General features: G+C 36.2%; 20 protein-coding genes. 18 read left to right on the forward strand and 2 right to left on the reverse strand.

What is annotated here, in order from left to right; genetic code table 11:
* Together mraY and O3599_RS04810 are read left to right on the forward strand one after the other, a co-directional pair.
* On the forward strand, window positions 1-981 hold the full coding sequence (mraY, locus tag O3599_RS04805; RefSeq protein ID WP_371512157.1) for a phospho-N-acetylmuramoyl-pentapeptide-transferase: 981 nt from the start codon (window positions 1-3) through the stop codon (window positions 979-981).
* A gap of 334 nt (window positions 982-1,315) precedes the next feature.
* On the forward strand, window positions 1,316-3,421 hold the full coding sequence (locus O3599_RS04810) for an ATP-dependent Clp protease ATP-binding subunit (RefSeq protein WP_371512159.1): 2,106 nt from the start codon (window positions 1,316-1,318) through the stop codon (window positions 3,419-3,421).
* 64 nt (window positions 3,422-3,485) lie between these two features.
* Here the strand turns inward: O3599_RS04810 and O3599_RS04815 are convergent, their stop codons facing one another.
* On the reverse strand, window positions 3,486-3,968 hold the full coding sequence (locus O3599_RS04815) for an S-ribosylhomocysteine lyase (RefSeq protein WP_000032547.1): 483 nt from the start codon (window positions 3,966-3,968) through the stop codon (window positions 3,486-3,488).
* A 94-nt stretch (window positions 3,969-4,062) separates the two neighbouring features.
* Window positions 4,063-5,547, reverse strand: a complete 1,485-nt coding sequence (locus tag O3599_RS04820) for a DUF1846 domain-containing protein (RefSeq protein WP_269795047.1) — start codon at window positions 5,545-5,547, stop codon at window positions 4,063-4,065.
* Between the two features lie 152 nt (window positions 5,548-5,699).
* Between O3599_RS04820 and O3599_RS04825 the strand changes: the two genes are divergently transcribed.
* The 16 genes from O3599_RS04825 (at window position 5,700) to O3599_RS04900 (ending at window position 24,731) form a co-directional block, all read left to right on the forward strand.
* Window positions 5,700-7,307 carry an alpha-glucosidase gene (locus O3599_RS04825; RefSeq protein WP_371512161.1) on the forward strand — a complete coding sequence of 536 codons (1,608 nt, stop codon included), beginning with the start codon at window positions 5,700-5,702 and terminating at the stop codon, window positions 7,305-7,307.
* A 195-nt stretch (window positions 7,308-7,502) separates the two neighbouring features.
* A complete protein-coding gene (locus tag O3599_RS04830; RefSeq protein WP_371512163.1) occupies window positions 7,503-9,461 on the forward strand; it encodes a peptide ABC transporter substrate-binding protein in 1,959 nt (652 codons plus the stop codon).
* Window positions 9,462-9,652: 191 nt separating this feature from the next.
* Window positions 9,653-11,098 (forward strand): LCP family protein, encoded by a 1,446-nt coding sequence (locus tag O3599_RS04835; RefSeq protein ID WP_371512165.1) that lies wholly within the window; start codon window positions 9,653-9,655, stop codon window positions 11,096-11,098.
* A gap of 6 nt (window positions 11,099-11,104) precedes the next feature.
* Window positions 11,105-11,836 carry a capsular polysaccharide biosynthesis protein Cps4B gene (gene cps4B, locus O3599_RS04840; RefSeq protein ID WP_000565389.1) on the forward strand — a complete coding sequence of 244 codons (732 nt, stop codon included), beginning with the start codon at window positions 11,105-11,107 and terminating at the stop codon, window positions 11,834-11,836.
* An 8-nt stretch (window positions 11,837-11,844) separates the two neighbouring features.
* Window positions 11,845-12,537, forward strand: a complete 693-nt coding sequence (locus O3599_RS04845; protein ID WP_000662188.1) for a Wzz/FepE/Etk N-terminal domain-containing protein — start codon at window positions 11,845-11,847, stop codon at window positions 12,535-12,537.
* Between the two features lie 10 nt (window positions 12,538-12,547).
* Window positions 12,548-13,252 carry a tyrosine-protein kinase gene (locus O3599_RS04850; RefSeq protein WP_023946628.1) on the forward strand — a complete coding sequence of 235 codons (705 nt, stop codon included), beginning with the start codon at window positions 12,548-12,550 and terminating at the stop codon, window positions 13,250-13,252.
* 23 nt (window positions 13,253-13,275) lie between these two features.
* Window positions 13,276-14,625: a sugar transferase gene (locus O3599_RS04855; RefSeq protein WP_371512167.1), complete on the forward strand. Its 1,350-nt coding sequence runs from the start codon at window positions 13,276-13,278 to the stop codon at window positions 14,623-14,625.
* 34 nt (window positions 14,626-14,659) lie between these two features.
* The gene (gene cps2T / locus O3599_RS04860; RefSeq protein WP_004258263.1) at window positions 14,660-15,832 is read left to right on the forward strand and encodes a beta 1-4 rhamnosyltransferase Cps2T; all 1,173 of its coding nucleotides are present in this window, start codon (window positions 14,660-14,662) and stop codon (window positions 15,830-15,832) included.
* Window positions 15,829-17,112, forward strand: a complete 1,284-nt coding sequence (locus tag O3599_RS04865; RefSeq protein ID WP_143952878.1) for a glycosyltransferase — start codon at window positions 15,829-15,831, stop codon at window positions 17,110-17,112. The genes cps2T and O3599_RS04865 overlap by 4 nt, the downstream gene beginning before the upstream one ends.
* A complete protein-coding gene (locus O3599_RS04870) occupies window positions 17,090-17,779 on the forward strand; it encodes a DapH/DapD/GlmU-related protein (RefSeq protein WP_143952879.1) in 690 nt (229 codons plus the stop codon). Before O3599_RS04865 ends, O3599_RS04870 begins: the two co-directional genes overlap by 23 nt.
* Before the next feature lie 219 nt (window positions 17,780-17,998).
* A complete protein-coding gene (locus O3599_RS04875; RefSeq protein WP_143952880.1) occupies window positions 17,999-18,967 on the forward strand; it encodes a DUF6625 family protein in 969 nt (322 codons plus the stop codon).
* The gene (locus O3599_RS04880; protein ID WP_023946621.1) at window positions 18,964-20,034 is read left to right on the forward strand and encodes a glycosyltransferase; all 1,071 of its coding nucleotides are present in this window, start codon (window positions 18,964-18,966) and stop codon (window positions 20,032-20,034) included. The genes O3599_RS04875 and O3599_RS04880 overlap by 4 nt, the downstream gene beginning before the upstream one ends.
* 31 nt (window positions 20,035-20,065) lie before the next feature.
* Window positions 20,066-21,217 carry an O-antigen ligase family protein gene (locus O3599_RS04885; RefSeq protein WP_023946619.1) on the forward strand — a complete coding sequence of 384 codons (1,152 nt, stop codon included), beginning with the start codon at window positions 20,066-20,068 and terminating at the stop codon, window positions 21,215-21,217.
* Complete coding sequence (locus O3599_RS04890; RefSeq protein WP_024056597.1) at window positions 21,214-22,638, forward strand: flippase; 1,425 nt, start codon at window positions 21,214-21,216, stop codon at window positions 22,636-22,638. Before O3599_RS04885 ends, O3599_RS04890 begins: the two co-directional genes overlap by 4 nt.
* Before the next feature lies 1 nt (window position 22,639).
* Window positions 22,640-23,752, forward strand: coding sequence for a UDP-galactopyranose mutase (gene glf, locus O3599_RS04895; RefSeq protein ID WP_247939369.1), 1,113 nt, complete (start codon window positions 22,640-22,642; stop codon window positions 23,750-23,752).
* Entirely contained in the window at window positions 23,739-24,731 is a 993-nt protein-coding gene (locus O3599_RS04900; RefSeq protein WP_025169761.1) for a stealth family protein, read from the forward strand. Before glf ends, O3599_RS04900 begins: the two co-directional genes overlap by 14 nt.
* Window positions 24,732-24,741 lie beyond the last annotated feature (10 nt).

The raw sequence follows: 24,741 nt of genomic DNA on the forward strand, positions 1-24,741 counted from the left end.
ATGTTTATTTCCATCAGTGCTGGAATTGTGACATTTTTACTAACTTTAGTAGGAATTCCGGCCTTTATCCAATTTTATAGAAAGGCGCAAATTACAGGCCAGCAGATGCATGAGGATGTCAAACAGCACCAGGCAAAAGCTGGGACTCCTACAATGGGAGGTTTGGTTTTCTTAATTGCTTCTGTTTTAGTTGCTTTCTTTTTCGCCCTATTTAGTAATCAACTCAGCAATAATGTTGGTATGATTTTATTTATCTTGGTTCTCTATGGTTTAATCGGATTTTTAGATGACTTCCTCAAGGTCTTCCGTAAAATCAATGAGGGCCTTAATCCCAAACAGAAATTGGCTCTTCAGCTTCTAGGTGGTGTCATTTTCTACCTTTTCTATGAGCGTGGTGGCGATATGCTTTCTGTCTTTGGCTACCAAGTGCATCTAGGGATTTTCTATATTGTCTTCGCTCTTTTCTGGCTAGTCGGTTTTTCAAACGCAGTAAACTTGACAGACGGTATTGACGGCCTGGCTAGTATTTCCGTTGTGATTAGTTTGTCTGCCTATGGAGTTATTGCCTATGTGCAAGGTCAGATGGATATCCTTCTAGTGATTTTGGCCATGATTGGTGGTTTGCTTGGTTTCTTTGTCTTTAACCATAAGCCTGCTAAGGTCTTTATGGGAGATGTGGGAAGTTTGTCTCTCGGTGGAATGCTGGCAGCTATTTCAATGGCTCTCCACCAAGAATGGACTCTCTTGATTATCGGAATTATTTATGTCTTTGAAACAACTTCGGTCATGATGCAAGTCGGCTATTTCAAAATGACTGGTGGCAAACGTATTTTCCGTATGACGCCTGTGCATCACCATTTTGAACTTGGAGGATTGTCTGGTAAAGGAAATCCTTGGAGCGAGTGGAAGGTTGACTTCTTATTTTGGGGAGTGGGGCTTCTAGCAAGTCTCTTAACGTTAGCAATTTTATATTTGATGTAAGAATGGCACCCTGATGTTTCAGGGTGTTTTTGCTTTTTAAAAAATATTGGTCAATTAAAGTCAAAATACTTGACCTTTTCTGACTAATGTAGTATATTATGAACGTAAGGTAAATGAAAGCCTTACTAGAACACTTATTTAAAGTAAAATAGAAAGAGGTGGGGTCTATGTTTAATCTACAAATCTTCAGAAGTAAAGATAGTCTACTCCTGCTTGAAAAAGAAAAACCAGAAATAGTACGTAGAGTAGCGATTTAGCTAGTCTAAATTTTTTAAAGCAAAGGTCAAAGATAGTCAATATCAGTAATAATAAATAACAAAAAGAGGTAAAGAATATGAACAACAACTTTAATAATTTTAACAACATGGATGATTTATTTAACCAATTGATGGGTGGTATGAGAGGATATAGTTCTGAAAATCGCCGTTACTTGATTAATGGACGTGAAGTCACACCTGAGGAGTTTGCTCACTATCGTGCGACTGGTCAATTACCAGGAAATGCAGAAGTTGATGGAAAAATGCCACAACAGGTATCAGGTATGAAACAAGACGGTGTCCTTGCAAAACTAGGTCGAAACTTGACTGCAGAAGCTCGTGAGGGCAAGCTGGATCCTGTTATCGGACGAAACAAGGAAATTCAAGAAACATCTGAAATCCTCTCACGTCGTACCAAAAACAATCCTGTTTTGGTTGGAGACGCAGGTGTTGGTAAGACAGCAGTTGTCGAAGGTTTAGCACAAGCTATTGTGAATGGTGATGTTCCAGCTGCTATTAAGAATAAGGAAATTATTTCCATTGATATCTCAGGCCTTGAGGCTGGGACTCAATACCGTGGTAGTTTTGAAGAAAACGTTCAAAACTTAGTCAATGAGGTCAAAGAAGCAGGGAATATTATCCTCTTCTTTGATGAAATTCACCAAATCCTTGGTGCTGGTAGCACTGGTGGAGACAGTGGTTCTAAGGGGCTCGCGGATATTCTCAAGCCAGCCCTCTCCCGTGGTGAATTGACCGTTATTGGAGCGACAACTCAAGACGAATATCGTAACACTATTTTGAAGAATGCAGCTCTTGCTCGTCGTTTCAACGAAGTCAAGGTCAATGCTCCTTCGGCAGAGGATACCTTTAAAATCCTTCAAGGAATTCGTGATCTCTATCAACAACACCACAATGTCATTTTGCCAGATGAAGTCTTGAAAGCAGCAGTGGATTATTCTGTTCAGTATATTCCTCAACGTAGCTTGCCAGATAAGGCTATCGACCTTGTCGATGTAACGGCGGCTCACTTGGCAGCTCAGCATCCAGTAACAGATGTTCATGCTGTTGAACGTGAAATTGAGGTAGAAAAAGACAAGCAAGAAAAAGCTGTTGAGGCAGAAGATTTTGAAGCAGCTCTAAACTATAAAACACGCATTGCAGAATTAGAAAAGAAAATCGAAAACCACACAGAAGATATGAAGGTGACTGCAAGTGTCAACGATGTGGCTGAATCTGTGGAACGAATGACGGGTATCCCAGTGTCACAAATGGGGGCTACGGACATCGAACGTTTGAAAGATATGGGTCATCGTTTGCAAGATAAGGTAATCGGTCAAGATAAGGCAGTTGAAGCTGTAGCTCGTGCCATCCGTCGTAACCGTGCTGGTTTTGATGAAGGTAACCGTCCAATCGGTAGCTTCCTCTTTGTAGGTCCAACTGGGGTTGGTAAGACTGAACTTGCTAAACAATTGGCGCTAGATATGTTTGGAACCAAGGACGCAATCATTCGTTTGGATATGTCTGAATACAGTGACCGCACAGCCGTTTCTAAGCTAATTGGTACAACAGCAGGATATGTGGGTTATGATGACAATAGCAATACCTTAACAGAACGTGTGCGTCGCAATCCTTATTCTATCATTCTCTTGGACGAGATTGAAAAGGCTGACCCTCAAGTCATCACCCTTCTCCTTCAAGTTTTGGATGATGGTCGTTTGACAGATGGTCAAGGAAATACAGTAAACTTCAAGAACACTGTCATTATTGCGACCTCAAATGCTGGATTTGGCTATGAAGCCAACTTGACAGAAGATGCGGACAAACCAGAATTGATGGATCGTTTGAAACCTTACTTCCGTCCAGAATTCCTTAACCGTTTCAATGCTGTCATCGAATTCTCACACTTGACGAAGGACGATCTTTCTAAGATTGTAGATTTGATGTTGGCTGAAGTTAACCAAACCTTGGCTAAGAAAGACATTGATTTGGTAGTCAGTCAAGCAGCTAAAGACTATATCACAGAAGAAGGCTACGATGAAGTCATGGGTGTTCGTCCACTCCGTCGTGTGGTTGAACAACAAATCCGTGACAAAGTCACAGACTTCCACTTGGATCACCTAGATGCCAAACACCTAGAAGCAGATATGGAAGACGGTGGTTTGGTTATTCGTGAGAAAGCTTAAGACAGAATTTTGAGCATAAAAAAGAAGGAACCAGCTGAAAAAAAACTGGTTCCTTTTTTTGTGTTTAGATGACATGGCGTTCAAAGGCATCATCTGAAATCCCTTGTTCTAGGATGAGTTTTGCCCATTCTTTAGCAGAAAAGAGGCTGTGGTCCTTATAGTTTCCGCAAGATTCGATGGTTGTTCCAGGGACGTCTTCCCAAGTAGTAGTCTCAGCGATTTCCTTGAGCGAATCCTTGATAACTGCTGCAATCTCAGCGCTAGTATGACGTCCCCACATAATCATGTGGAAGCCTGTACGGCACCCAAATGGTGAACAGTCAATCATGCCGTCAATGCGGGTACGGATGAGTTTTGCCAAGAGGTGCTCGATAGTGTGAAGGCCAGCAGTAGGGATAGAGTCTTCATTGGGTTGCACTAAGCGAATATCATAATTGGAGATGATGTCTCCCTTTGGCCCTGTTTCTTCCCCGATTAAGCGAACATAGGGTGCTTTAACAATGGTGTGGTCAAGTTCAAAACTTTCAACAATAACTTCTTTTGACATGGTAAATCCTTTCAGTTTTCTTCTTTCATTATAACATAAAGCCGGCTCCTGAGACAGAGAGAAAACCTCTCCGAGAGTGGAGAGGTTGAAATCTTTATTTACGATACAAGCGGTCGTATTGGTAGTAAGGGTCAAAGGTTACGTTGATACCCAGTTTACGAAGGACATTCTTGTCTTCATCGGTTAAGATGATAGTTGAGTGCGCTTCGCTTCCTTTGAGGTTGCCAAGTTCTTCCATAGCACGAGCAGCATCAGGATTTTCTGTAGCTGTGATAGCAAGTGCAATCAGGATTTCATTTGAATGAAGGCGTGGATTGCGGCTACCGAGATGATCGATTTTAAGACCTTGGATTGGCTTAACAACTTCAGGCTCGATTAGTTTTACTTCCTTGGCAATATCAGCTGATTTCTTGATGGCGTTGATAAGAGCAGCTGCTGTAGGACCAAAGAGTTCTGAGTTCTTACCAGTGACAATTTCTCCGCTTGGCAATTCAAGGGCTAGGGCTGGTCCGCCAGTTTCTTCAGCTTTTTGGCGTGCAGCAACAGCAACCTTACGGTCTGCAGGTGTGATGCCGAGGTCATTCATAAGCAACTCGATTTTCTTGACAGCTGCTTCGCCAACTTTTTCGGCTTTAAAATCAAGGACCGTTTGATAGCAGCGGCGGATGATTTCTTGTTTAGAAGCTTCGACAGCAGCTTCATCATCTGTAATAGCGAAACCAACCATGTTGACCCCCATATCTGTCGGTGAAGCGTACGGAGATTCACCTAGAATGCGTTCTAACATGCGCTTGAGCACTGGGAAGATTTCGATATCACGGTTGTAGTTGACAGTGGTTTCTCCATAGGTTTGGAGATGGAAAGGGTCAATCATGTTGACATCATCAAGGTCAGCTGTAGCAGCCTCGTAGGCCAAATTGACTGGGTGATGAAGGGGAAGATTCCAAACTGGGAAGGTTTCAAATTTAGCGTAGCCAGACTTGATACCATTGATTTGGTCATGGTACATATTTGACATACAAGTTGCCAATTTTCCAGAACCAGGTCCAGGAGCAGTTACGACAATCAAGTTGCGACTAGTTTTGATGTAGTCATTTTTTCCCATTCCTTCTGGAGAAATGATATGATCCATATCCGTCGGATATCCTTTGATTGGATAATGAAGATAAGAATAAATTCCGTTTTTCTCAAGCTGGTTGCGGAAGGCATCTGCAGCTGGTTGACCAGCGTACTGTGTGATGACAACGGAGCCAACAAAAATCCCTAATTCATTGAATTTATCAATCAAACGAAGAACTTCTTGGTCATAAGAAATGCCCAAGTCACCACGTGCTTTGGAATGCTCGATATTACTTGCATTAATAGCAATCACGACCTCGACTTGCTCTTTCAATTCTTGCAAGAGCTTGATTTTGTTGTCAGGCTCATAACCAGGAAGAACACGAGCAGCGTGGAAATCTTCTAACATTTTGCCACCAAACTCCAAGTAGAGCTTGCCATCAAATTGGTTAATGCGCTCCAAAATATGGTCGCGCTGTAGATTCAAATATTGTTCAGAACTAAAAGCTTGTTTTTTCATTTTTTTACCTCTGATCTCTATTATAATAAAAAATTGGAAGTTAGGAAACTATGGAGTTAAAAAAGGAATCAAAAAGATTAGGCAAACGCTTGCACAAATATCTGAAAAGCGCTATCATAGACTGTAGATTATTAAAATAATGAGGTAAGAAGATGCAAGAAAAATGGTGGCACAATGCCGTAGTCTATCAAGTTTATCCTAAGAGCTTTATGGATAGCAACGGAGATGGAATTGGCGATTTGCCAGGAATTACCAGTAAGTTAGACTATCTAGCCAAGTTAGGAATTACAGCGATTTGGCTTTCTCCAGTTTATGACAGCCCTATGGATGATAATGGCTATGATATTGCTGATTATCAAGCGATTGCAACGATTTTTGGAACCATGGAGGATATGGACCAACTGATTGCGGAAGCTAAGAAGCGTGATATTCGTATCATCATGGACTTGGTGGTCAATCATACCTCAGATGAACATGCATGGTTTGTCGAGGCCTGTGAAAATCCTGACAGCCCTGAGCGAGACTACTATATCTGGCGCGATGAACCCAACGACCTAGATTCTATCTTTAGTGGATCTGCTTGGGAATATGATGAAAAGTCAGGTCAATACTATCTCCACTTTTTCAGTAAGAAACAGCCGGATCTTAACTGGGAAAATGAAAAACTTCGTCAGAAAATTTATGAGATGATGAACTTCTGGATTGATAAAGGCATTGGTGGTTTCCGCATGGATGTCATTGACATGATTGGGAAAATTCCTGATGAGAAAGTAGTCAATAATGGTCCTATGCTCCACCCTTATCTCAAGGAGATGAATCAGGCGACCTTTGGAGATCAGGATCTCTTGACAGTAGGGGAAACATGGGGAGCAACGCCAGAGATTGCCAAGCTCTACTCGGATCCAAAGGGGCAAGAATTGTCTATGGTCTTCCAGTTTGAACATATCGGTCTTCAGTATCAGGAAGGTCAGCCTAAGTGGCACTATCAAAAAGAACTGAATATTCCTAAGTTAAAAGAAATCTTCAACAAATGGCAGACAGAGTTAGGCGTTGAGGATGGCTGGAATTCACTCTTTTGGAACAATCATGACCTCCCTCGTATCGTCTCAATCTGGGGAAATGACCAAGAATATCGCGAAAAATCTGCCAAAGCATTTGCAATTTTACTTCATCTCATGAGAGGGACACCTTATATTTACCAAGGTGAGGAAATTGGGATGACCAACTATCCGTTTGAAACACTGGATCAAGTAGAAGATATTGAATCCCTCAACTATGCGCGTGAGGCTATTGAAAAAGGCGTTCCGATGGAAGAAATCATGGACAGTATTCGTGTCATTGGACGTGATAATGCCCGTACGCCTATGCAATGGGACGAGAGCAAAAACGCTGGTTTCTCAACAGGTCAACCTTGGTTGGCAGTGAATCCAAATTATAAAGCAATCAACGTTCAAGAAGCACTGGCAAATCCAGATTCTATTTTCTATACCTATCAGAAACTGGTTCAAATCCGTAAGGAGAATAGCTGGCTGATTCGAGCTGAATTTGAATTGCTTGAAACTGCTGATAAGGTCTTTGCTTATATCCGTAAAGATGGTGACCGTCGCTTCCTAGTCGTCGCTAACTTGTCCAATGAAGAGCAAGACTTGACCGTAGAAGGAAACGTCAAATCTGTCTTGATTGAAAATACCACGGCTCAGGAAGTCTTTGAAAAACAAATCTTAGCTCCATGGGATGCTTTCTGTGTGGAATTACTATAAACCTTTTTTACAGAAAAATTTAAAAATGAAATCGTATAAAAACAAGGGAGGACTGTATGAAAGGCAGAAATCCTTTGTTTTTTTATGGCTAAGATTTATAAACTTTCATTCTCAAAATTCAATTAACTTTACAAATTCCCACTATTTTGGTAAAATAAACTTATGTTACAAAAACTAACATAAAGGAGAAAGAAGATGAATACAAAAAAGCGTATCCTTAGTGCAGGTCTGACTTTTGCGGCTGCCTTGCTTTTAACTGCTTGCGGGCAATCAGGTTCAGATACAAAAACTTACTCATCAACCTTTAGTGGAAATCCAACTACATTTAACTATTTATTAGACTACTACGCTGATAATACAGCTATTATTACTAACCTAGTTGATGGTTTGCTTGAAAATGACAATCACGGAAACCTAGTTCCATCTTTGGCAGAAGACTGGTCTGTTTCAAGCGACGGTCTGACTTATACCTACAAACTGAGAAAAGATGCCAAATGGTTCATGGCTGACGGTGAAGAGTACGCCCCAGTCAAGGCACAAGATTTTGTGACAGGTATCAAGTACGCAGTGGATAATAAATCCCAGGCTATTGACTTGATTCAAAACTCAATCAAGGGCTTGAATGATTATATTACAGGAGCGGATTCTGACTTTTCTAAGGTTGGGGTGAAGGCCATTGACGACCATACTGTTGAGTATACTTTGGCACGCCCAGAACCTTACTGGAACTCAAAAACAACCAACAGTATTCTTTTCCCAGTGAATGAAGAGTTTTTAAACTCAAAAGGGAAAGATTTTGGTACCCTATCTCCAGATAGCATTCTCTACAGTGGACCTTATTTGTTAAAAGATTTCACATCAAAATCATCGATCGAGTATGTGAAAAATCCGCATTACTATGATCATGACAAAGTATCGATTGAACACGTAAAATTGGCTTACTTTGATGGTTCAGACCAAGAATTGACCATCCGTAACTTTGAAAGTGGAGCCTACTCTATCGCTGGGGTTTATCCAAATAGTTCTAACTTTGCTAAGACCAAGGAGAAATATAAGGATAATATCGTCTATAGCTTGCAGGACAAGACTTCTTGGTATTTCAATTTCAACGTCAATCGTAAGGCCTACAATCACACTGCTAAAACGACAGATGAGCAGAAGAAGTCAACTGAGACAGCTGCCTTGAACAAAAACTTCCGCCAAGCGGTGAACTTTGCCTTGGACCGCACAGCCTATTCTGCTCAGTCAAATGGGGAAGAAGCAGCTAGCAAGACTCTTCGTAACACCATAGTGCCTCCTACATTTGTCCAAGTTGGAGACAAGACCTTTGGAGAAGTAGTCGCTTCTAAATTGGTCAACTATGGCACAGAATGGTCAGGTATTAACTTGGCAGATGCTCAGGATGCCTATTTCAACAAAGAAAAAGCCCAAGCAAAATTTGCGGAAGCTAAAAAAGAATTGGCAAGTCAAGGTGTGACTTTCCCTATTCACTTGGATGTAGCCGTTGATCAGACAAGTAAAAATGCTGTGACAGGCATGAACTCTGTTAAGCAGACCCTTGAGTCAGTTTTGGGTGCTGATAACATTGTCATTGATGTTCAACAACTTTCAACGGATGATTTTAATAATGTAGCCTTTTTAGCGCCAACACCAGCTGATCGTGACTATGATTTGAACTTTGATGGTTGGGTAGGTGACTACCAAGATCCGTCAACTTATCTTAATCCTTTCAATGCTGAGGATGGGTTCTACCTCAAGATTTTTGGTTTAGATGCTCAAGAAGATAAAGCTAAGATTGCTAGCTTGGGGCTTGATACTTACACCAAGATGCTCAAAGATGCAGATAGTGAAAATAAAGATGTAGCCAAACGCTATGAAAAATATGCTGAAGCACAGGCTTGGATGATTGACAATTCTCTGATTATGTCAGCCATGTCAAGTGGTGGTACAGCATCTGTAACCAAAGTAACGCCATTTACAAGAGGATATTCACTGGTCGGCATCAAGGGTGACGGTAATAACTACAAGTACATGAAACTGCAAAAAGATACTGTGACAACCAAACAGTTTGAAGAAGCTAAGACTAAATGGGAGCAAGAAAGCAAAAAAGCAATCGAAAAAGCCCAAAAAGAAGCAGAAAATCATGTTAAATAAAGATGAGCGAGGTTCCGTAAGGGGCCTCGTTTTAACATCTATATAGTAAATTTATTGATGTAATTGTTTGCAAATCAAAAAGAATGTTTCGGAAAGAAGATGAAAACGCCTTACCTAAGCGGATTTATCTCACAAGTGTATTTTTTTATGATATAATAAAATGAAATAAAAATTGATAATAGAGGTATATCGTGAGTAGATCTTCGAAGCGAGCTCGTCAGGGTAAAACAAAAATATTGATTAGTTGGGGGTTGCTAGCTATCTATGCATTACTAGCAGTCTTTTTGTTGTTTTTGATTTTCAAGTACAATATGCTAGCCTTCCGATATCTCAATATAGTGGTCACTGTCTTAATTGTAGCCTTAGCTATCTTGTGCTTCTTTTTAATTCGGTCAAAGAAAGTTCAAAATCTAACGTTGATTTTATTACTACTTGGTGTGTTAATCACTGGTACTTCTCTCTTTGCCGTAGGGCAGTTCATTGGATTTACCAGTCGCCTGAATGCGACATCGAATTACTCGAATTATTCGATGAGTGTTGCGGTGTTAGCAGATAGTCCAATTGATAATATCAGTCAGGTAACCAGTGTAATGGGGCCTACTGGGACGGATAAGGATAATATCCAACAGTTGATGAATGATCTGAAGGCTAGTCAAAATAAGGAATTGACTGTCGAAGAAAGTAGCTCCTATCTTGCGGCCTATAAGAGCTTGCTAGCCGGTGATACAAAGGCAATCATTCTAAACAGTGTCTTTGAAAACATTATCGAATCGGAATATCCTGACTATGCTTCGAAAATTAAGAAAATCTATACCAAAGAATTAACCAAGACGGTTGAAACTCCAAAAGATGTCAAAGGTGACAGTTTCAACGTTTATATCAGCGGAATTGATACTTACGGTCCAATTAGCTCAGTTTCTCGTTCGGATGTCAATATCATTATGACAGTGAATCGTGAAACGAAAAAGATTCTCTTGACAACGACACCTCGTGATTCCTATGTTCCAATTGCAGATGGTGGCAACAACCAAAAAGATAAGTTGACCCATGCGGGGATTTATGGGGTAGATGCTTCAATTCATACCCTGGAAAATCTCTACGGTATTGACTTGAACTATTATGCTCGTTTGAATTTCACTTCTTTCTTGAAGTTGATAGATCTCCTTGGTGGGGTTGATGTTCATAATGATCAGGATTTTACATCATTGCATGGTAAGTTTCATTTTCCTGTAGGGAATGTTCATCTTGATTCGGAGCAAGCTCTTGGCTTTGTGCGTGAGCGCTATTCTTTGGCAGATGGTGATCGGGATCGTGGCCGTAACCAGCAAAAGGTCATTGTTGCAATTCTGCAAAAATTAACCTCTACGGAAGCTTTGAAAAATTATGACAGTATTATAAAAGGGCTGCAAGATTCGATTCAAACCAATATGCCACTTGAAACCATGATGAACCTGGTTAATGCCCAACTTGAGAGTGGTGGAACGTATAAGATCAATTCGCAAGATCTTAAAGGAACAGGGCGTATGGATTTACCATCCTATGCCATGCCTGAGAGTAGCCTCTACATGATGGAAATTAGTGACAGCAGTTTAGAGTCAGTCAAGGCTGCAATCAATGATGTGATGGAAGGAAAATAAGACAAAATGATTGATATTCATTCGCATATCGTATTTGGTGTGGATGATGGTCCGAAAACTAAGCAAGAAAGCAAGGCGCTTTTGACAGAAGCCTATAGACAAGGTGTAAGGACTATTGTATCGACATCGCATAGACGAAAAGGAATGTTTGAAACTCCTGAGGAGACGATAGAGACAAACTTCCAAGAAGTGAAGGAGTTAGCCAAGGAAGTGGCTCCAGATTTGACCATTCTCTATGGAGCAGAGATTTATTATACCCATGATGTGCTTGAGAAGTTAGAAAAACAGGTGATTCCAAGTCTCAATGGGACACGCTATGCTCTCATTGAGTTTAGTATGGCTACCCCTTACAGGGAAATCCATACTGCCTTGAGCAATGTTCTCATGCTTGGGATAACGCCTGTAGTTGCCCACATTGAACGTTACCATGAATTAGAAAATAACGAAAAACGGGTAAAAGAGTTGATTGACATGGGCTGCTACACTCAAATCAATAGCTCAAGTATTTTAAAACCAAAGTTATTTGGGGATAAATATAAATTTATGAAGAAACGAGCTCGCTATTTCCTAGAGCGTGATTTGGTACATTTTGTGGCGAGCGATATGCACAATTTAGACCAAAGACCGCCTTACATGAAAGAAGCTTATGAGATCGTCTCAAAACAATACGGTGAAAGAAAGGCGAGAGAATTATTTATCGAAAATCCTCGCTTTATCTTGGCAGATCAAATTATTTAGGAGTTGACATGAAAGAAAATAAAGAAATCGGAATTGATGTTGTTCAATTATTTAAAATCCTTTGGAAGAAGAAACTCGCTATCATACTAACTGCGGTTGTGACAGCGTTACTTGCATTTGGCTTGAGTAGTTTTGTGTTGAAACCGGAATATGCTAGTACAACACGAATCTATGTTGTTAGTCGCAATCAATCTGAAAATACAGGGTTGACGAATCAGGATTTGCAGGCAGGTACCTATCTTGTAAAAGACTATAAGGAAATTATCCTTTCGCAAGATGTACTGGAAAAAGTCATTTCAAATCTTAAATTAGAGAAAACAGTTAAAGAACTAACTAAGAAAATTCAGGTGACAGTACCGGTAGATACTCGTATCGTATCGATCGTTGTTAAGGATGATCAACCAGAAGAAGCAAGTCGTATCGCAAATGCTCTTCGTGAAGTGGCAGCTGAAAAAATCATTAAGGTAACTCGTGTATCTGATGTAACAACATTAGAGGAAGCTAGACCAGCAATAACACCATCCTCACCTAATATTCGTCGAAATACTGCACTTGCTTTCCTAGTAGGTGGAGCAGTGATGGTTGTTGCAGTCGTATTGCTTGAATTATTGGACGATCGTGTCAAACGACCAGAAGATGTCGAAGAAGTCATGCAGGTTGCACTTTTAGGAATTGTTCCAGATTTGGATAAGTTAAAGTAAGGGAGAAAACATGCCAACATTAGAAATCTCAAAAAAGCGTTTAGATTTTGCTAAAAAAGCTGAAGAACACTATAATGCTTTGCGTACCAATATTCAATTGAGTGGTGATAATTTAAAAGTTCTTGCTATTTCATCTGTCAAACCTGGTGAAGGAAAATCGACAACGTCAACTAATATCGCCTGGGCTTTCGCGCGTGCAGGCTATAAAACATTGCTAGTTGATGCGGATATCCGTAATTCAGTTATGTCTGGTGTCTTCAAGTCAAGGGAAAAAATTACTGGGTTAACTGACTTCTTAGCTGGAACTACTGATCTTTCAAATGGTCTCTGTGATACCAATATTGATAACCTATTTGTTATTCAGGCAGGACCGATATCACCTAACCCAACGGCCCTCCTGCAGAGTGAAAATTTCCATACCATGATTGATACCTTGCGTAAGTATTTTGACTATGTCATTGTGGATACTGCACCGATTGGGATGGTTATTGACGCCGCTATCATTACACAAAAATGTGACGCTTCTATCTTGGTTACGGCAGCTGGAGAGACAAAACGACGTGATATCTTAAAGGCAAAGGAACAGTTAGAACAAACAGGAACTCCTTTTTTAGGTGTGGTTCTAAATAAATTCAACACCGAAGTTGAAAAATATGGAGCTTATGGTGGTTATGGAGCCTATGGTTCCTATGGAAATTATGGGAAAAAGAAGTAGGTAGAGTTACCTAGGAGGTAGTTTTGAGAGAAGTATCAAATATTCGAAAACTAGAGATTCTCATAATACAACTGTTTCCAATTTATCTGTTATCGTTTGTATTAGCTAGTCATGAACTTCTGGTATTCCTGATGGTGGTTCACACTATTTCTTACTACATTAGTGCATATAGTAAAAATTTCAAATACCGGACCCTTGCAGAGGAATGTATACAAACGTTAAAATATATACTGGTTTATATTTTCTTATCCTGTATAGTTTTTCCTATTTTAGAACCAAATATACCATATTTATCATTAGCTAATCTATTATGCATTGTGACTATAAATTCAATTATGCTAATGATTGTCAATATTTGGATTCGTAAGATTTGGAAATATCTATCACTTCAAAAAAAATATACTCAGCGTATCTTGCTAGTGACCACACGTGCACGAGTTGAGAGAGTACTAAAGCAACTGTCTAGTTATGAGTATGGCTATGTTTCAGCTGTTTGTATTGTGGATGATGAGCATTTTGAGTCTTCTAATTTGACAATCGTTACGTTGGATAACTTAGTAACCTATGCTACGAGATCAGTAGTAGATCAAGTGGTGATTAATCTTCCAAGTGAAAATTTTTTAATTGCAGATTTTGTTTCTCAATTTGAAATGATGGGCTTGCCAGTAGCTGTTAATATTGCGGCTTTAGAATTTGTAACCAATAGTGAAAAAGCGATTCAACGTTTTGGGAATTCTAGTGTGGTTAATTTTTCAACAACCTTTTATCGTTCTAGTGATGTTGCTTTAAAACGAATGATAGATATAATCGGATCCTTATTTGGTCTAGTGATTTGTGGTATAGTGTCTATTTTTCTTGTTCCTTTGATAAAAAAAGATGGAGGTCCTGCTATTTTTGCCCAGGATAGGGTTGGTAGAAATGGACGTATATTTAAATTTTATAAATTCCGTTCTATGAGAGTAGATGCAGAGGAAATCAAGAAGGATTTGATGAGTCAGAACCAGATGCAGGGTGGGATGTTTAAGATTGAAAATGATCCACGTGTGACAAAGATAGGGTACTTTATTAGAAAGACGAGTCTAGATGAATTGCCACAATTTTGGAATGTTCTAAAAGGCGATATGAGTTTAGTTGGTACTAGACCACCAACCTTAGATGAGTATATGAAGTATACACCCGAACAAAAACGTCGTCTCAGTTTTAAACCTGGAATTACAGGCCTTTGGCAGATTAGTGGTAGAAGTAATATTACAAACTTCGATGATGTAGTAAAATTAGATGTTACTTATTTAGATGGCTGGACAATTTGGAAAGATATTGAGATTTTACTGAAGACAATAAAAGTTGTAGTAATGAAAGATGGAGCGAAATAATTTTTGTTTTATTATAAAATAAAGTAGGAGTGATATGAGAAAAGCAGTTTATATCATTGGTTCAAAAGGGATTCCTGCCAAATATGGAGGGTTTGAAACCTTTGTGGAAAAATTAACCGAATACCAAAAAGACAGCAACATACAATATTATGTTGCTTGTATGCGTGAAAATTCAGCCAAGTCTGGTATCACGGAAGACCGGTTTGAGCATAATGGAGCCATTTGTTTCAATGTTGATGTGCCCAATATCGGACCAGCCCGCGCCATCGCTTACGATATTGCAGCAGTCAACAAGGCTATTGAATTGGCTAAGGAAAACAAGGACGAAGCTCCCATTTTTTACATTCTGGCTTGTCGTATTGGTCCTTTTATTTCAAGAATTAAGAGAAAAATTCGAGCTATTGGGGGCACCTTGCTTGTGAATCCAGATGGCCATGAATGGTTGCGAGCAAAGTGGAGCATGCCAGTTCGTAAGTACTGGAAATTTTCAGAGAAACTCATGGTCAAGCATGCTGATTTACTGGTATGCGATAGCAAAAATATTGAACAATATATTCAGGAGGACTATAAACAGTATCAACCAGAGACCACCTATATTGCCTATGGTACTGATACTGCTCCTTCAAATCTGAAAGCAGAAGACACAAAGGTTCGGAACTGGTATCAGGAAAAAGGAATTAACGAAAATGGTTATTATCTAGTGGTGGGACGATTCGTCCCTGAAAACAACTACGAAACCATGATTCGTGAATTTATCAAGTCCAAGTCCAAGAAGGACTTTGTCCTCATCACAAATGTGGAGCAGAATAAATTTTACGATCAGTTGTTACAGGATACTGGTTTTGATAAAGATCCTAGGGTCAAATTTGTCGGTACAGTCTATGACCAAGAGTTGCTCAAGTACATTCGTGAAAATGCTTTTGCCTATTTCCATGGGCATGAGGTTGGGGGGACAAACCCTTCTCTACTAGAAGCTCTAGCATCAACAAAACTGAATTTGTTGCTAGATGTTGGTTTTAACCGTGAGGTTGGTGAAGACGGGGCTATTTATTGGAAAAAAGATGAGTTGGCAAGCGTCATTGAGGAAGTAGAAGAATTTGATCAGGCAACGATAGCTGACTTGGATTTTAACTCAAGCAAGAGAATCCTCTCAGCTTTCACATGGGAAAAGATTGTGTCGAATTATGAGGAAGTATTTATTAAATGAAAATTTTACATTATACTTTAGGTTTTCAGCCATCACGTACAGGTGGACTTGTTAAATATGCAGAAGATTTGATGAATCAGCAGGTTGAATCAGGGTATGAAGTAATAGCACTGTATCCAGGTAGAATTAAAATTTTTTCATATGATTTAGTTATAGAATCTGCAAAATCAAGAGGTTTTGAGTGCTACGAGTTAATAAATAGTTTGCCATTAGCATTATTCGGAGGTTTTACTGAGCCGGATGAATTTATGAAGAAATGTGATAAAAGGGTCTATTATAATTTTCTAAAAAAAATTAATCCAGATATAATTCATGTACACTCATTAATGGGAATACATAAAGAATTTTTTGAATCTGCCCATGAATTAGGTATAAAGATATTTTTTACTAGTCATGACTATTATGGATTGGCACCAGTACCAAATTTTTTCTTTAACGGAGTAGATTATAGTGAAAACAATACTAATACATCTTGGAATATAATGTCTTCAAATGCTCTCAGTGTGAAGAAACTTCGTTTTTTTCAAGTTCCCTTTTATCCGACAATTAGGAGAGCATTGAAAGTGTTAAGAAAAAATCTAAAATCTAAGAGCAGTATAGAAGTTTCTGAGAAAACAGAGCTTATTAATTATAGAGATATCCGTTCATATTATAATGAAATCTTTAATTTAATTGATGCTTATCTATTTAATAGTAGTGTAGCAAGGGATGTTTATATAAAAAACGGGGTGCTTCCTCAAGCAGAAGCAATCATTTCTATTTCTAATAGTAATATTCGAAAACGAAATGTACATAGAAAAAAGCGCAATAAAAGTGTAATAGCTTATATTGGTCCAGATGAAGATTATAAAGGTTATTTTGATTTTATTGATTTTGTAAATGATATTGATAAAGAAAATTATGAAGTTAAAACCTATGGTCATTTACCTAATAGAGAGTGTCCTACCTATATTCAACAAAATGGATATTTTACAAAAAAAAATATTGATACGATTTACTCTGATATAGATATTCTTATCGTACCTAGTAAATGGAAAGAAACATTTGGTCTGATTACGATAGAAGCGTTATCCTATGGTGTGAAGGTGTTTGTTAGTGAGAATGTGGGATCTAAAGATTTGCTTTCAAAATCATATGTATTTCGAGATAAACAAGATTTATTATACAAAATACAAAGTACAGAATATGAAGAACAAATTATAAATACCATGGAAGAACATATGATTGAAGTAAAAAGATTTTATGAAAGAATAATAAATGAATATAAAAAGAATAGTTAAAATAATCACTGGAAGAGATATTGATATTCACCCAGATGTCCCAATAAATTACGTCATGAAAAAAGGAATTATTTATAGTTTAGGTTTAATAAATGGTGTAATTCGTAGTATAGGATTTGGAAAAAGAGGAAGTCGTTTTTTTATAGGTAAAGGTGTATCCATTTCTGCCAAACATAAATTATATATTGGGAATAATGTAAGAATTGGTCATTATGTAATGATAGATGCGCTATCGGAAAATGGTATTCAACTTGCGAATAATGTGAAAATAGGAGATTATTCCCAGATTATAGGAACTGGTTCAATAAAAAATATGGGTAAAGGTTTAAGAATTGGAAAAAATTCTTCTTTCTCAGAATTTTGTTTATTTGGAGCAGCAGGAGGAATAACTATTGGAAATGATGTTATTGCGGGCCAAAATGTACGATTCCACTCAGAAAATCATAATTACGATGATGCTGATAAGTTAATTAGAGAACAAGGTGTCAATAGAAAAGGAATTTCTGTTGGAAATAATTGCTGGATTGGGGCGGGTGCAGTATTCTTAGATGGTTCTAGTATAGGATCGGGTTGTATTGTAGCTGCTAACTCAGTAGTAACGAAACATTTCCCAGACAATGTTATTATTGGTGGTGTACCTGCTAAGATTTTAAAAAAAAGGTCTTAGTTGAAACTCTTTAAAAATTAATTATAATATAGATTTTCAATATACATAAAGGAACTACTAAAACTAGTGCTAAGCTCTAAATTTTAATGTTAAAAATTTCTTTAGAAAATAACAAAACAATTTTATTTATTCAAATAAATCTCTGAAATTTGTTAATATGATATTTTAAAAAATCTTTCATAATTATATAAAAATTTAAAATAAGGATGATTCAAATAAATGAAAAAAATAAAAATCATTATCCCGTACTTTGGAGAATTTCCAAAATTTTTCCCTTATTTTTTAATGACAGCAAGAAGAAATAAGAATATTGATTTTGAAATCTTTACGGATCAGCCAGTTGAGCAGTTCTCTTTATTAAATGCAAGAAATATACATTTTAATAGAGTGACCTTTTCTGATTTAAAAAAGAAAATTCAATCAAAATTTAACTTTGAAATTTCGCTAGATGATCCTTATAAGCTATGTGATTATAAACCAGCTTATGGATTGATTTTTGAAAATGAGCTAATTGGGTATGATTATTGGGGTTTTTGTGATACGGATATCTTATTAGGAGATATTTATCAATTTTTAGAAGATTATGAGTTTTTCACAAAAGAATATGATAGATATGGACTTTTAGGTCACCTTCAGATATACAAAAATATAAAAGAGGTAAACACTATTTTTAAAACGGGCGTTGGTATGAGTTATCGATTGGACTACCAAAATGTTTATACCAGTAGTAAAAATTTTATTTTTGATGAGCAAGAGGGAGTTCAGAAACTTTTTGAACTCTCTCGAATGAATCAATTACAAGTAACTTGCTTTCATGATTTAGATATTTCTTGTTTTTCTTTTAGATGTAATGGTGAGAAAAAAGTACAAAGATATTATTATTGGACAGACTTAAAAGGTCTAGAATCGATAGAGTTAAAAAAAGGAAATATAGTGACAACTCAACCTCTATATGTTCATTTCCAAAAAAGAAATATTGAATGTCCTGAAGTTGTAGAAAATAAACAATTTTATGTTGTTCCGAACCGTTTAGTTAATGGTAATAAATTATCAGTTGAAGAAATCAAAAGTGCGACTCAAAACAAAATTTACTGGGAACATATAAAGAGGGTTATTCAGAAAAAATTTAAGAAAGAAAAATGGACTTTTGAATTCATACTTCATAAGATAAGGATGAAAAATCGATGAACAATGTAACGTTAAGTATTATAATACCTGTTTATAATGTTGAAGCTTACCTAAGAAGATGTTTGAATTCTATACTTAAACAAAATACTTTAATAGACTATGAAATTATATTGGTTAATGATGGATCGACTGATACAAGTGGAAGAATATGTGATGACTTCAAATCTCACTTCCCTAATATTCAGGTGAAACATATAAAAAATAGTGGAGTGGCAGCAGCTAGGAACCTTGGTATAGCTCTATCAAATGGGAAATTTTTATATTTTGTAGATCCAGATGACTATTTGACAGAGTCTTTTTTTATAGAGCTTGCTCCATATATAAATGATAATTGGGATGTTTTATGCTTTGGTTTTAATGAAGTAAAAGAAAAAAATATGGTCGCAATATCTTGTCGCGCACATAGATATAGTAAAATAGGAATATTAACTCATGAAGATTTTATTAATAATTTTGTAGATTTCTTTAGGACAGATATGATGTACAATGTTTGGTCAAGAGTTTATAAAAAAGATTTCATTTTAGAGCACGGTATTGAGTTTCCAAAAAAAACCATTGGGGAAGATACTTTATTTAATTTTCAAGTATACAAGCACTTAGAAACTATCCGATTTATTGAACCTTGTCTATACAATTATATAGCTGGTAGAAGTGGTTCTGCTTTAACAGTATTTAACCCAGTTAGAATTGAAATTCAACTAAATGAGCTTGCGGAGTTGAAACAACTATTGAAAAAATTTCATATAGAAGATTATTCTTTGTTGAAAGAGATAAAAACGAAGATTATTGTAAGTTCTGCCTTTCAAATTGCTAATTTAGAAGATACAAAAAAAAATAGGGTAAGATTATTAAGAAGCATTATTGAAAATGAACAATTTGATGACATTTTTTCAGGAGAAACTTATCAAATCATTGGTTCTTATGGTGTTTTAATAAAGAACAAGAACTTTTCTTTATTGCTTAGGAGGTTGACAATAGAGTTACTTGCCAGAAAAAAATTCAGAACAGTATTGTTTATTGAAAAATTAAAAATGAATCGAGTCTTACGTAAGATTGTTTTTAAATAATTTTTTAAAAACTAACAGTAAAAAGGATATTATGTTAAAAATTAAATTTGAGAACCTTTTGGTGATTTTTGTATTAACTATAGTTACGGGATATGATACTATTACGACTACAATGTTAAATAGGACACTACCTAATATTCCCGTGATTTTATTAATATGTGTAGTTTTATTATTGATTTTTAGATTTTTATTTATAAAAAAATTTAGTGCATTTTATATTATATCGAGTATTTTATTGATATTGACAAGTATTATAGTATTTTTACGTACAGGTGGTACCAATTTTCTTCTGTATTCATTGTTGATTATACTATTATATCAAGCAGATGTTGATGTAGTTTTGAAAACATATGTGGGTGTATCAGGTATAATTGTTTTGTTAATATTTCTACTCTCAATTTTAGGAGTAGTACCTAATTTACAATTTGCTCAAATTCGCTCATCTAGTTTAGTAGTTAGAAATTCATTTGGTTTCATCTATCCAACTGATTTTGCTTCTCACTGTTTTTACCTATTTATTGCTTGGGGTTATTTGCTTAGAGAAAAATATATATTTATCAGAACGATTGTAGGACTATCTTTAGCATTCTTTATACTAAAATTTTGTGATGCACGACTAAATGCATTATCAGTTCTTGCCGCAACTTTGATTTTCATAATCATGTATTATACTAAAGAAAGAGAATTCAAAGTATACAGTATAATGCCATATTTTGCTCTTATTTTTTCTACTTTCATGTTTTATGTTTCCTACTTTTTCACATGGTCTTCTTCGTTCTATGTGAATTTAAATAATCTGTTTAGTATGAGATTGTTTTTAGGTAAAAATGCACTGGATACATATGGTTTACCTTTATTTGGTAAAGCTGGAGTAAAGTTTATTGGCTATGGTGGGACCACCGAGTCGGTTCACAGTTATAACTATGTTGATTCATCTTATATCCAAATGTTATTTTATTATGGATTAATTCCTGTTGTATTGCTAGTATTGATTTATGTGTTTGCTTCAAAAAAAGTTCATAAGCAAAAAAAATATTTATTTCTAGCCCTATTATCTCTTATTACAATTAACTGTATGATTGAAGCTTTCTGGATAAGACCAGGATACAATATTTTTATGTTTACAATTTTTGCTAATTTGTATGATATCCAAAATAAGGAAAAAAGAGAAGTAAGACTATGAAAATAATAAAAAATTATGCTTATAATCTTTCTTATCAGTTACTACTCATAATACTACCTATCATCACAACTCCATACGTTACGAGGGTATTTTCATCAGAAGCTTTAGGAACCTATAGCTTCTTCAGCTCTATTGTTACCTATTTTCTTTTGCTAGCTAGCTTAGGAGTAGCTAACTATGCTACCAAGGAAATCTCAAGTAATAAGAAAGACATTTGTAGGAATTTTTGGGGCATTTATACTCTACAGCTAGGGGCAGCTATTTTTTCTTTTGTGCTGTATGTTGTATTATGTCTTATTTTACCTACTATGAAAAATCCTGTGGCTTATATTTTAGGTTTTAGTTTGATTTCTAAAGCTTTAGATATTTCATGGTTATTTCAAGGTTTAGAGAATTTTCGAAAGATTACAGTAAGAAATATTACGGTGAAATTAGCTGGTGTTATTTCTATTTTTCTATTCATAAGATCATCAAATGATTTATATTTATATGTTTTTTTACTAACCACTTTTGAATTGTTAGGACAATTAAGTATGTGGTTACCAGCAAAAGAATTTATTGGGAAACCACACTTCGATTTGCTGTATGCTAAACGGCATTTGAAGCCAGTCATCTTATTATTCTTACCTCAGATTGCTATATCGCTTTATGTGACATTAGATAGCACTATGCTTGGGGTTCTTGCTTCAGCAAGAGATGTAGGTATTTATGACCAAGCTTGGAGACTTGTTAATATTTTATTAACACTAGTGACTTCGTTAGGTAGTGTCATGTTGCCACGAGTTTCAAATCTTTTATCATCAGGGGATCATAAAGCCGTTAACAAAATGCATGAGATGTCATTTCTAATTTATAATTTGGTAATTTTCCCCATTATGGCAGGAATGTTAATTGTAAATGATGATTTTGTTACCTTTTTCCTCGGGCAAGATTTTCAAGAGGCACGTTATGCGATAGCAATTATGATTTTTAGAATGTTCTTTATTGGTTGGACCAATATTATGGGGATTCAAATTTTGATACCTCATAATAAAAATAAAGAATTTATGCTGTCAACAACAATTCCTGCTATTGTTAGTGTGGGCTTAAATCTTCTCTTGCTTCCAAAGCTGGGCTATATAGGTGCGTCAATTGTATCTGTTTTAACAGAGGTACTAGTATGGTTGATACAGTTATTCTATACTCGTTCTTATTTGAGAGAGGTGCCCATTATAGGTTCATTAATCAAAATTATAATCTCATCTGGAGTTATGTATGGTATCCTACTATTTATAAAACAATTCCTAAATGTATCAGCGATGATTAATGTGGGATTATATGCTGTTCTGGGAGCAATAATTTATGTTAGTTTGATTTTGATTTTTAAAGTAATCGATTTAAGTAAGTTAAAACAACAATTATTAAAAAATAAAGGAGTGTAATATGTACGATTATCTAATCGTTGGTGCTGGTTTGTCTGGAGCAATTTTTTCTTATGAAGCAACCAAGCGTGGAAAAAAAGTAAAAGTTATTGATAAACGTGACCACATTGGTGGGAATATCTACTGTGAGAATGTAGAAGGGGTTAATGTTCATAAATATGGTGCACATATCTTCCATACTTCTAATAAGAAAGTCTGGGAATATGTTAATCAATTTGCTGAATTTAACAACTATATCAACTCGCCTGTAGCTAATTATAAGGGTAGCCTTTATAATCTACCTTTCAATATGAATACTTTCTATGCTATGTGGGGGACAAAAACTCCTCAAGAAGTGAAAAATAAGATTGCTGAGCAAACGGCTCATATGAAGGACGTTGAACCTAAAAACTTGGAAGAGCAAGCTATTAAGTTGATCGGTCTAGATATTTATGAAAAATTGATTAAAGGATATACTGAAAAGCAATGGGGACGTTCTGCGACTGACCTTCCACCGTTTATCATTAAACGTTTACCAGTTCGTTTAACCTTTGATAATAATTATTTTAACGACCGTTATCAAGGGATTCCAATTGGAGGGTACAATGTTATTATCGAAAATATGCTGAAGGATGTGGAAGTAGAACTTGGAGTTGACTTTTTTGCCAATCGTCAAGAATTAGAAGCTTCTGCTGAAAAAGTTGTCTTTACAGGGATGATTGACCAATACTTTGATTATAAACATGGTGAGTTAGAATACCGTAGTCTTCGTTTTGAGCATGAAGTTCTAGATGAAGAAAACTATCAAGGAAACGCAGTTGTAAACTATACAGAACGAGAAATTCCTTATACTCGTATTATTGAGCATAAACATTTTGAGTACGGCACACAAGATAAAACGGTCATTACTCGTGAGTACCCAGCAGATTGGAAACGAGGAGATGAACCTTATTATCCAATCAATGATGAGAGAAACAATGCTATGTTTGCTAAGTATCAAGAAGAAGCAGCACAGAATGATAAGGTGATTTTCTGCGGACGTTTAGCAGACTACAAATACTACGACATGCATGTGGTCATTGAACGTGCCCTACATGTTGTAGAGGAAGAGTTTAACAAAGATAATGAAGGATAAAATTGATATTGTTGTTTTATGGGTAGATGGGAATGATCCTAACTTTATTAAGGAAAAACAAAGAGTAACTAGTCAAAAGGAATCGTTAAATGCAGACGCTGATGGTGAACAGCGTTATCGAGAATATGGAATTTTTCAGTATTGGTTTCGTATGATTGAGAGACATGCACCGTGGGTCAATAATATTTATTTAATTACGAATGGTCAAAAGCCGAGCTGGCTGAACCTTAGTCATCCAAAGTTGAGATTTATATCACATAAGGAATTTATTCCAGAATCCTATCTTCCAACTTTTAATTCTGCGACTATTGAGTTAAATCTTCATAGAATTGAAGGCTTGTCTGAAAATTTTATTTATTTTAACGATGACATGTATTTGATAAAAGATGTAAAGCCTTCAGATTTCTTCAAAAATAATAAACCGAGGCTTTTAGCAGTTTACGATGCTTTAGTTCCATGGTCCTCGTATACAAACACTTATCATAATAACGTTGAATTGATTTATCGTCATTTCCCCAAAAAGCAAGCCTTAAAGTCTTCGCCTTGGAAATTTTTTAATTATAGATATGGTGCTTTAATATTGAAGAATATCTTATTACTTCCATGGGGCCCTACGGGGTATGTAAATCAACATCTTCCAGTTCCAATGAAAAAGAGTACTTTAGCTCATCTTTGGAAAATCGAGTCGGAGGTATTGGATAGAACGTCACGGAATCAATTCAGAAATTATGGGGTGGATGTGAATCAGTATATTTGTCAGCACTGGCAAATTGAAAGTAATGAGTTTTATCCAATTTCAAAAAATATGGGTGAATCAATTGAGCTAAATCAAATTGATAAGCTGAAGAAAATTTTTGGAAATAAGAAGCGAAAACTACTATGTGTGAATGATAGTATTAATATTGATGAAAGAAATATTATACTTTTCAAAAAATTATTAGAAGAACGCTATCCAGAAAAGTCATCTTTTGAAAAATGAAAGGTAAAAT

Origin of the sequence: Streptococcus sp. 27098_8_103 (assembly GCF_041432345.1) — a bacterium.
Taxonomy (GTDB): domain Bacteria; phylum Bacillota; class Bacilli; order Lactobacillales; family Streptococcaceae; genus Streptococcus; species Streptococcus mitis_BV.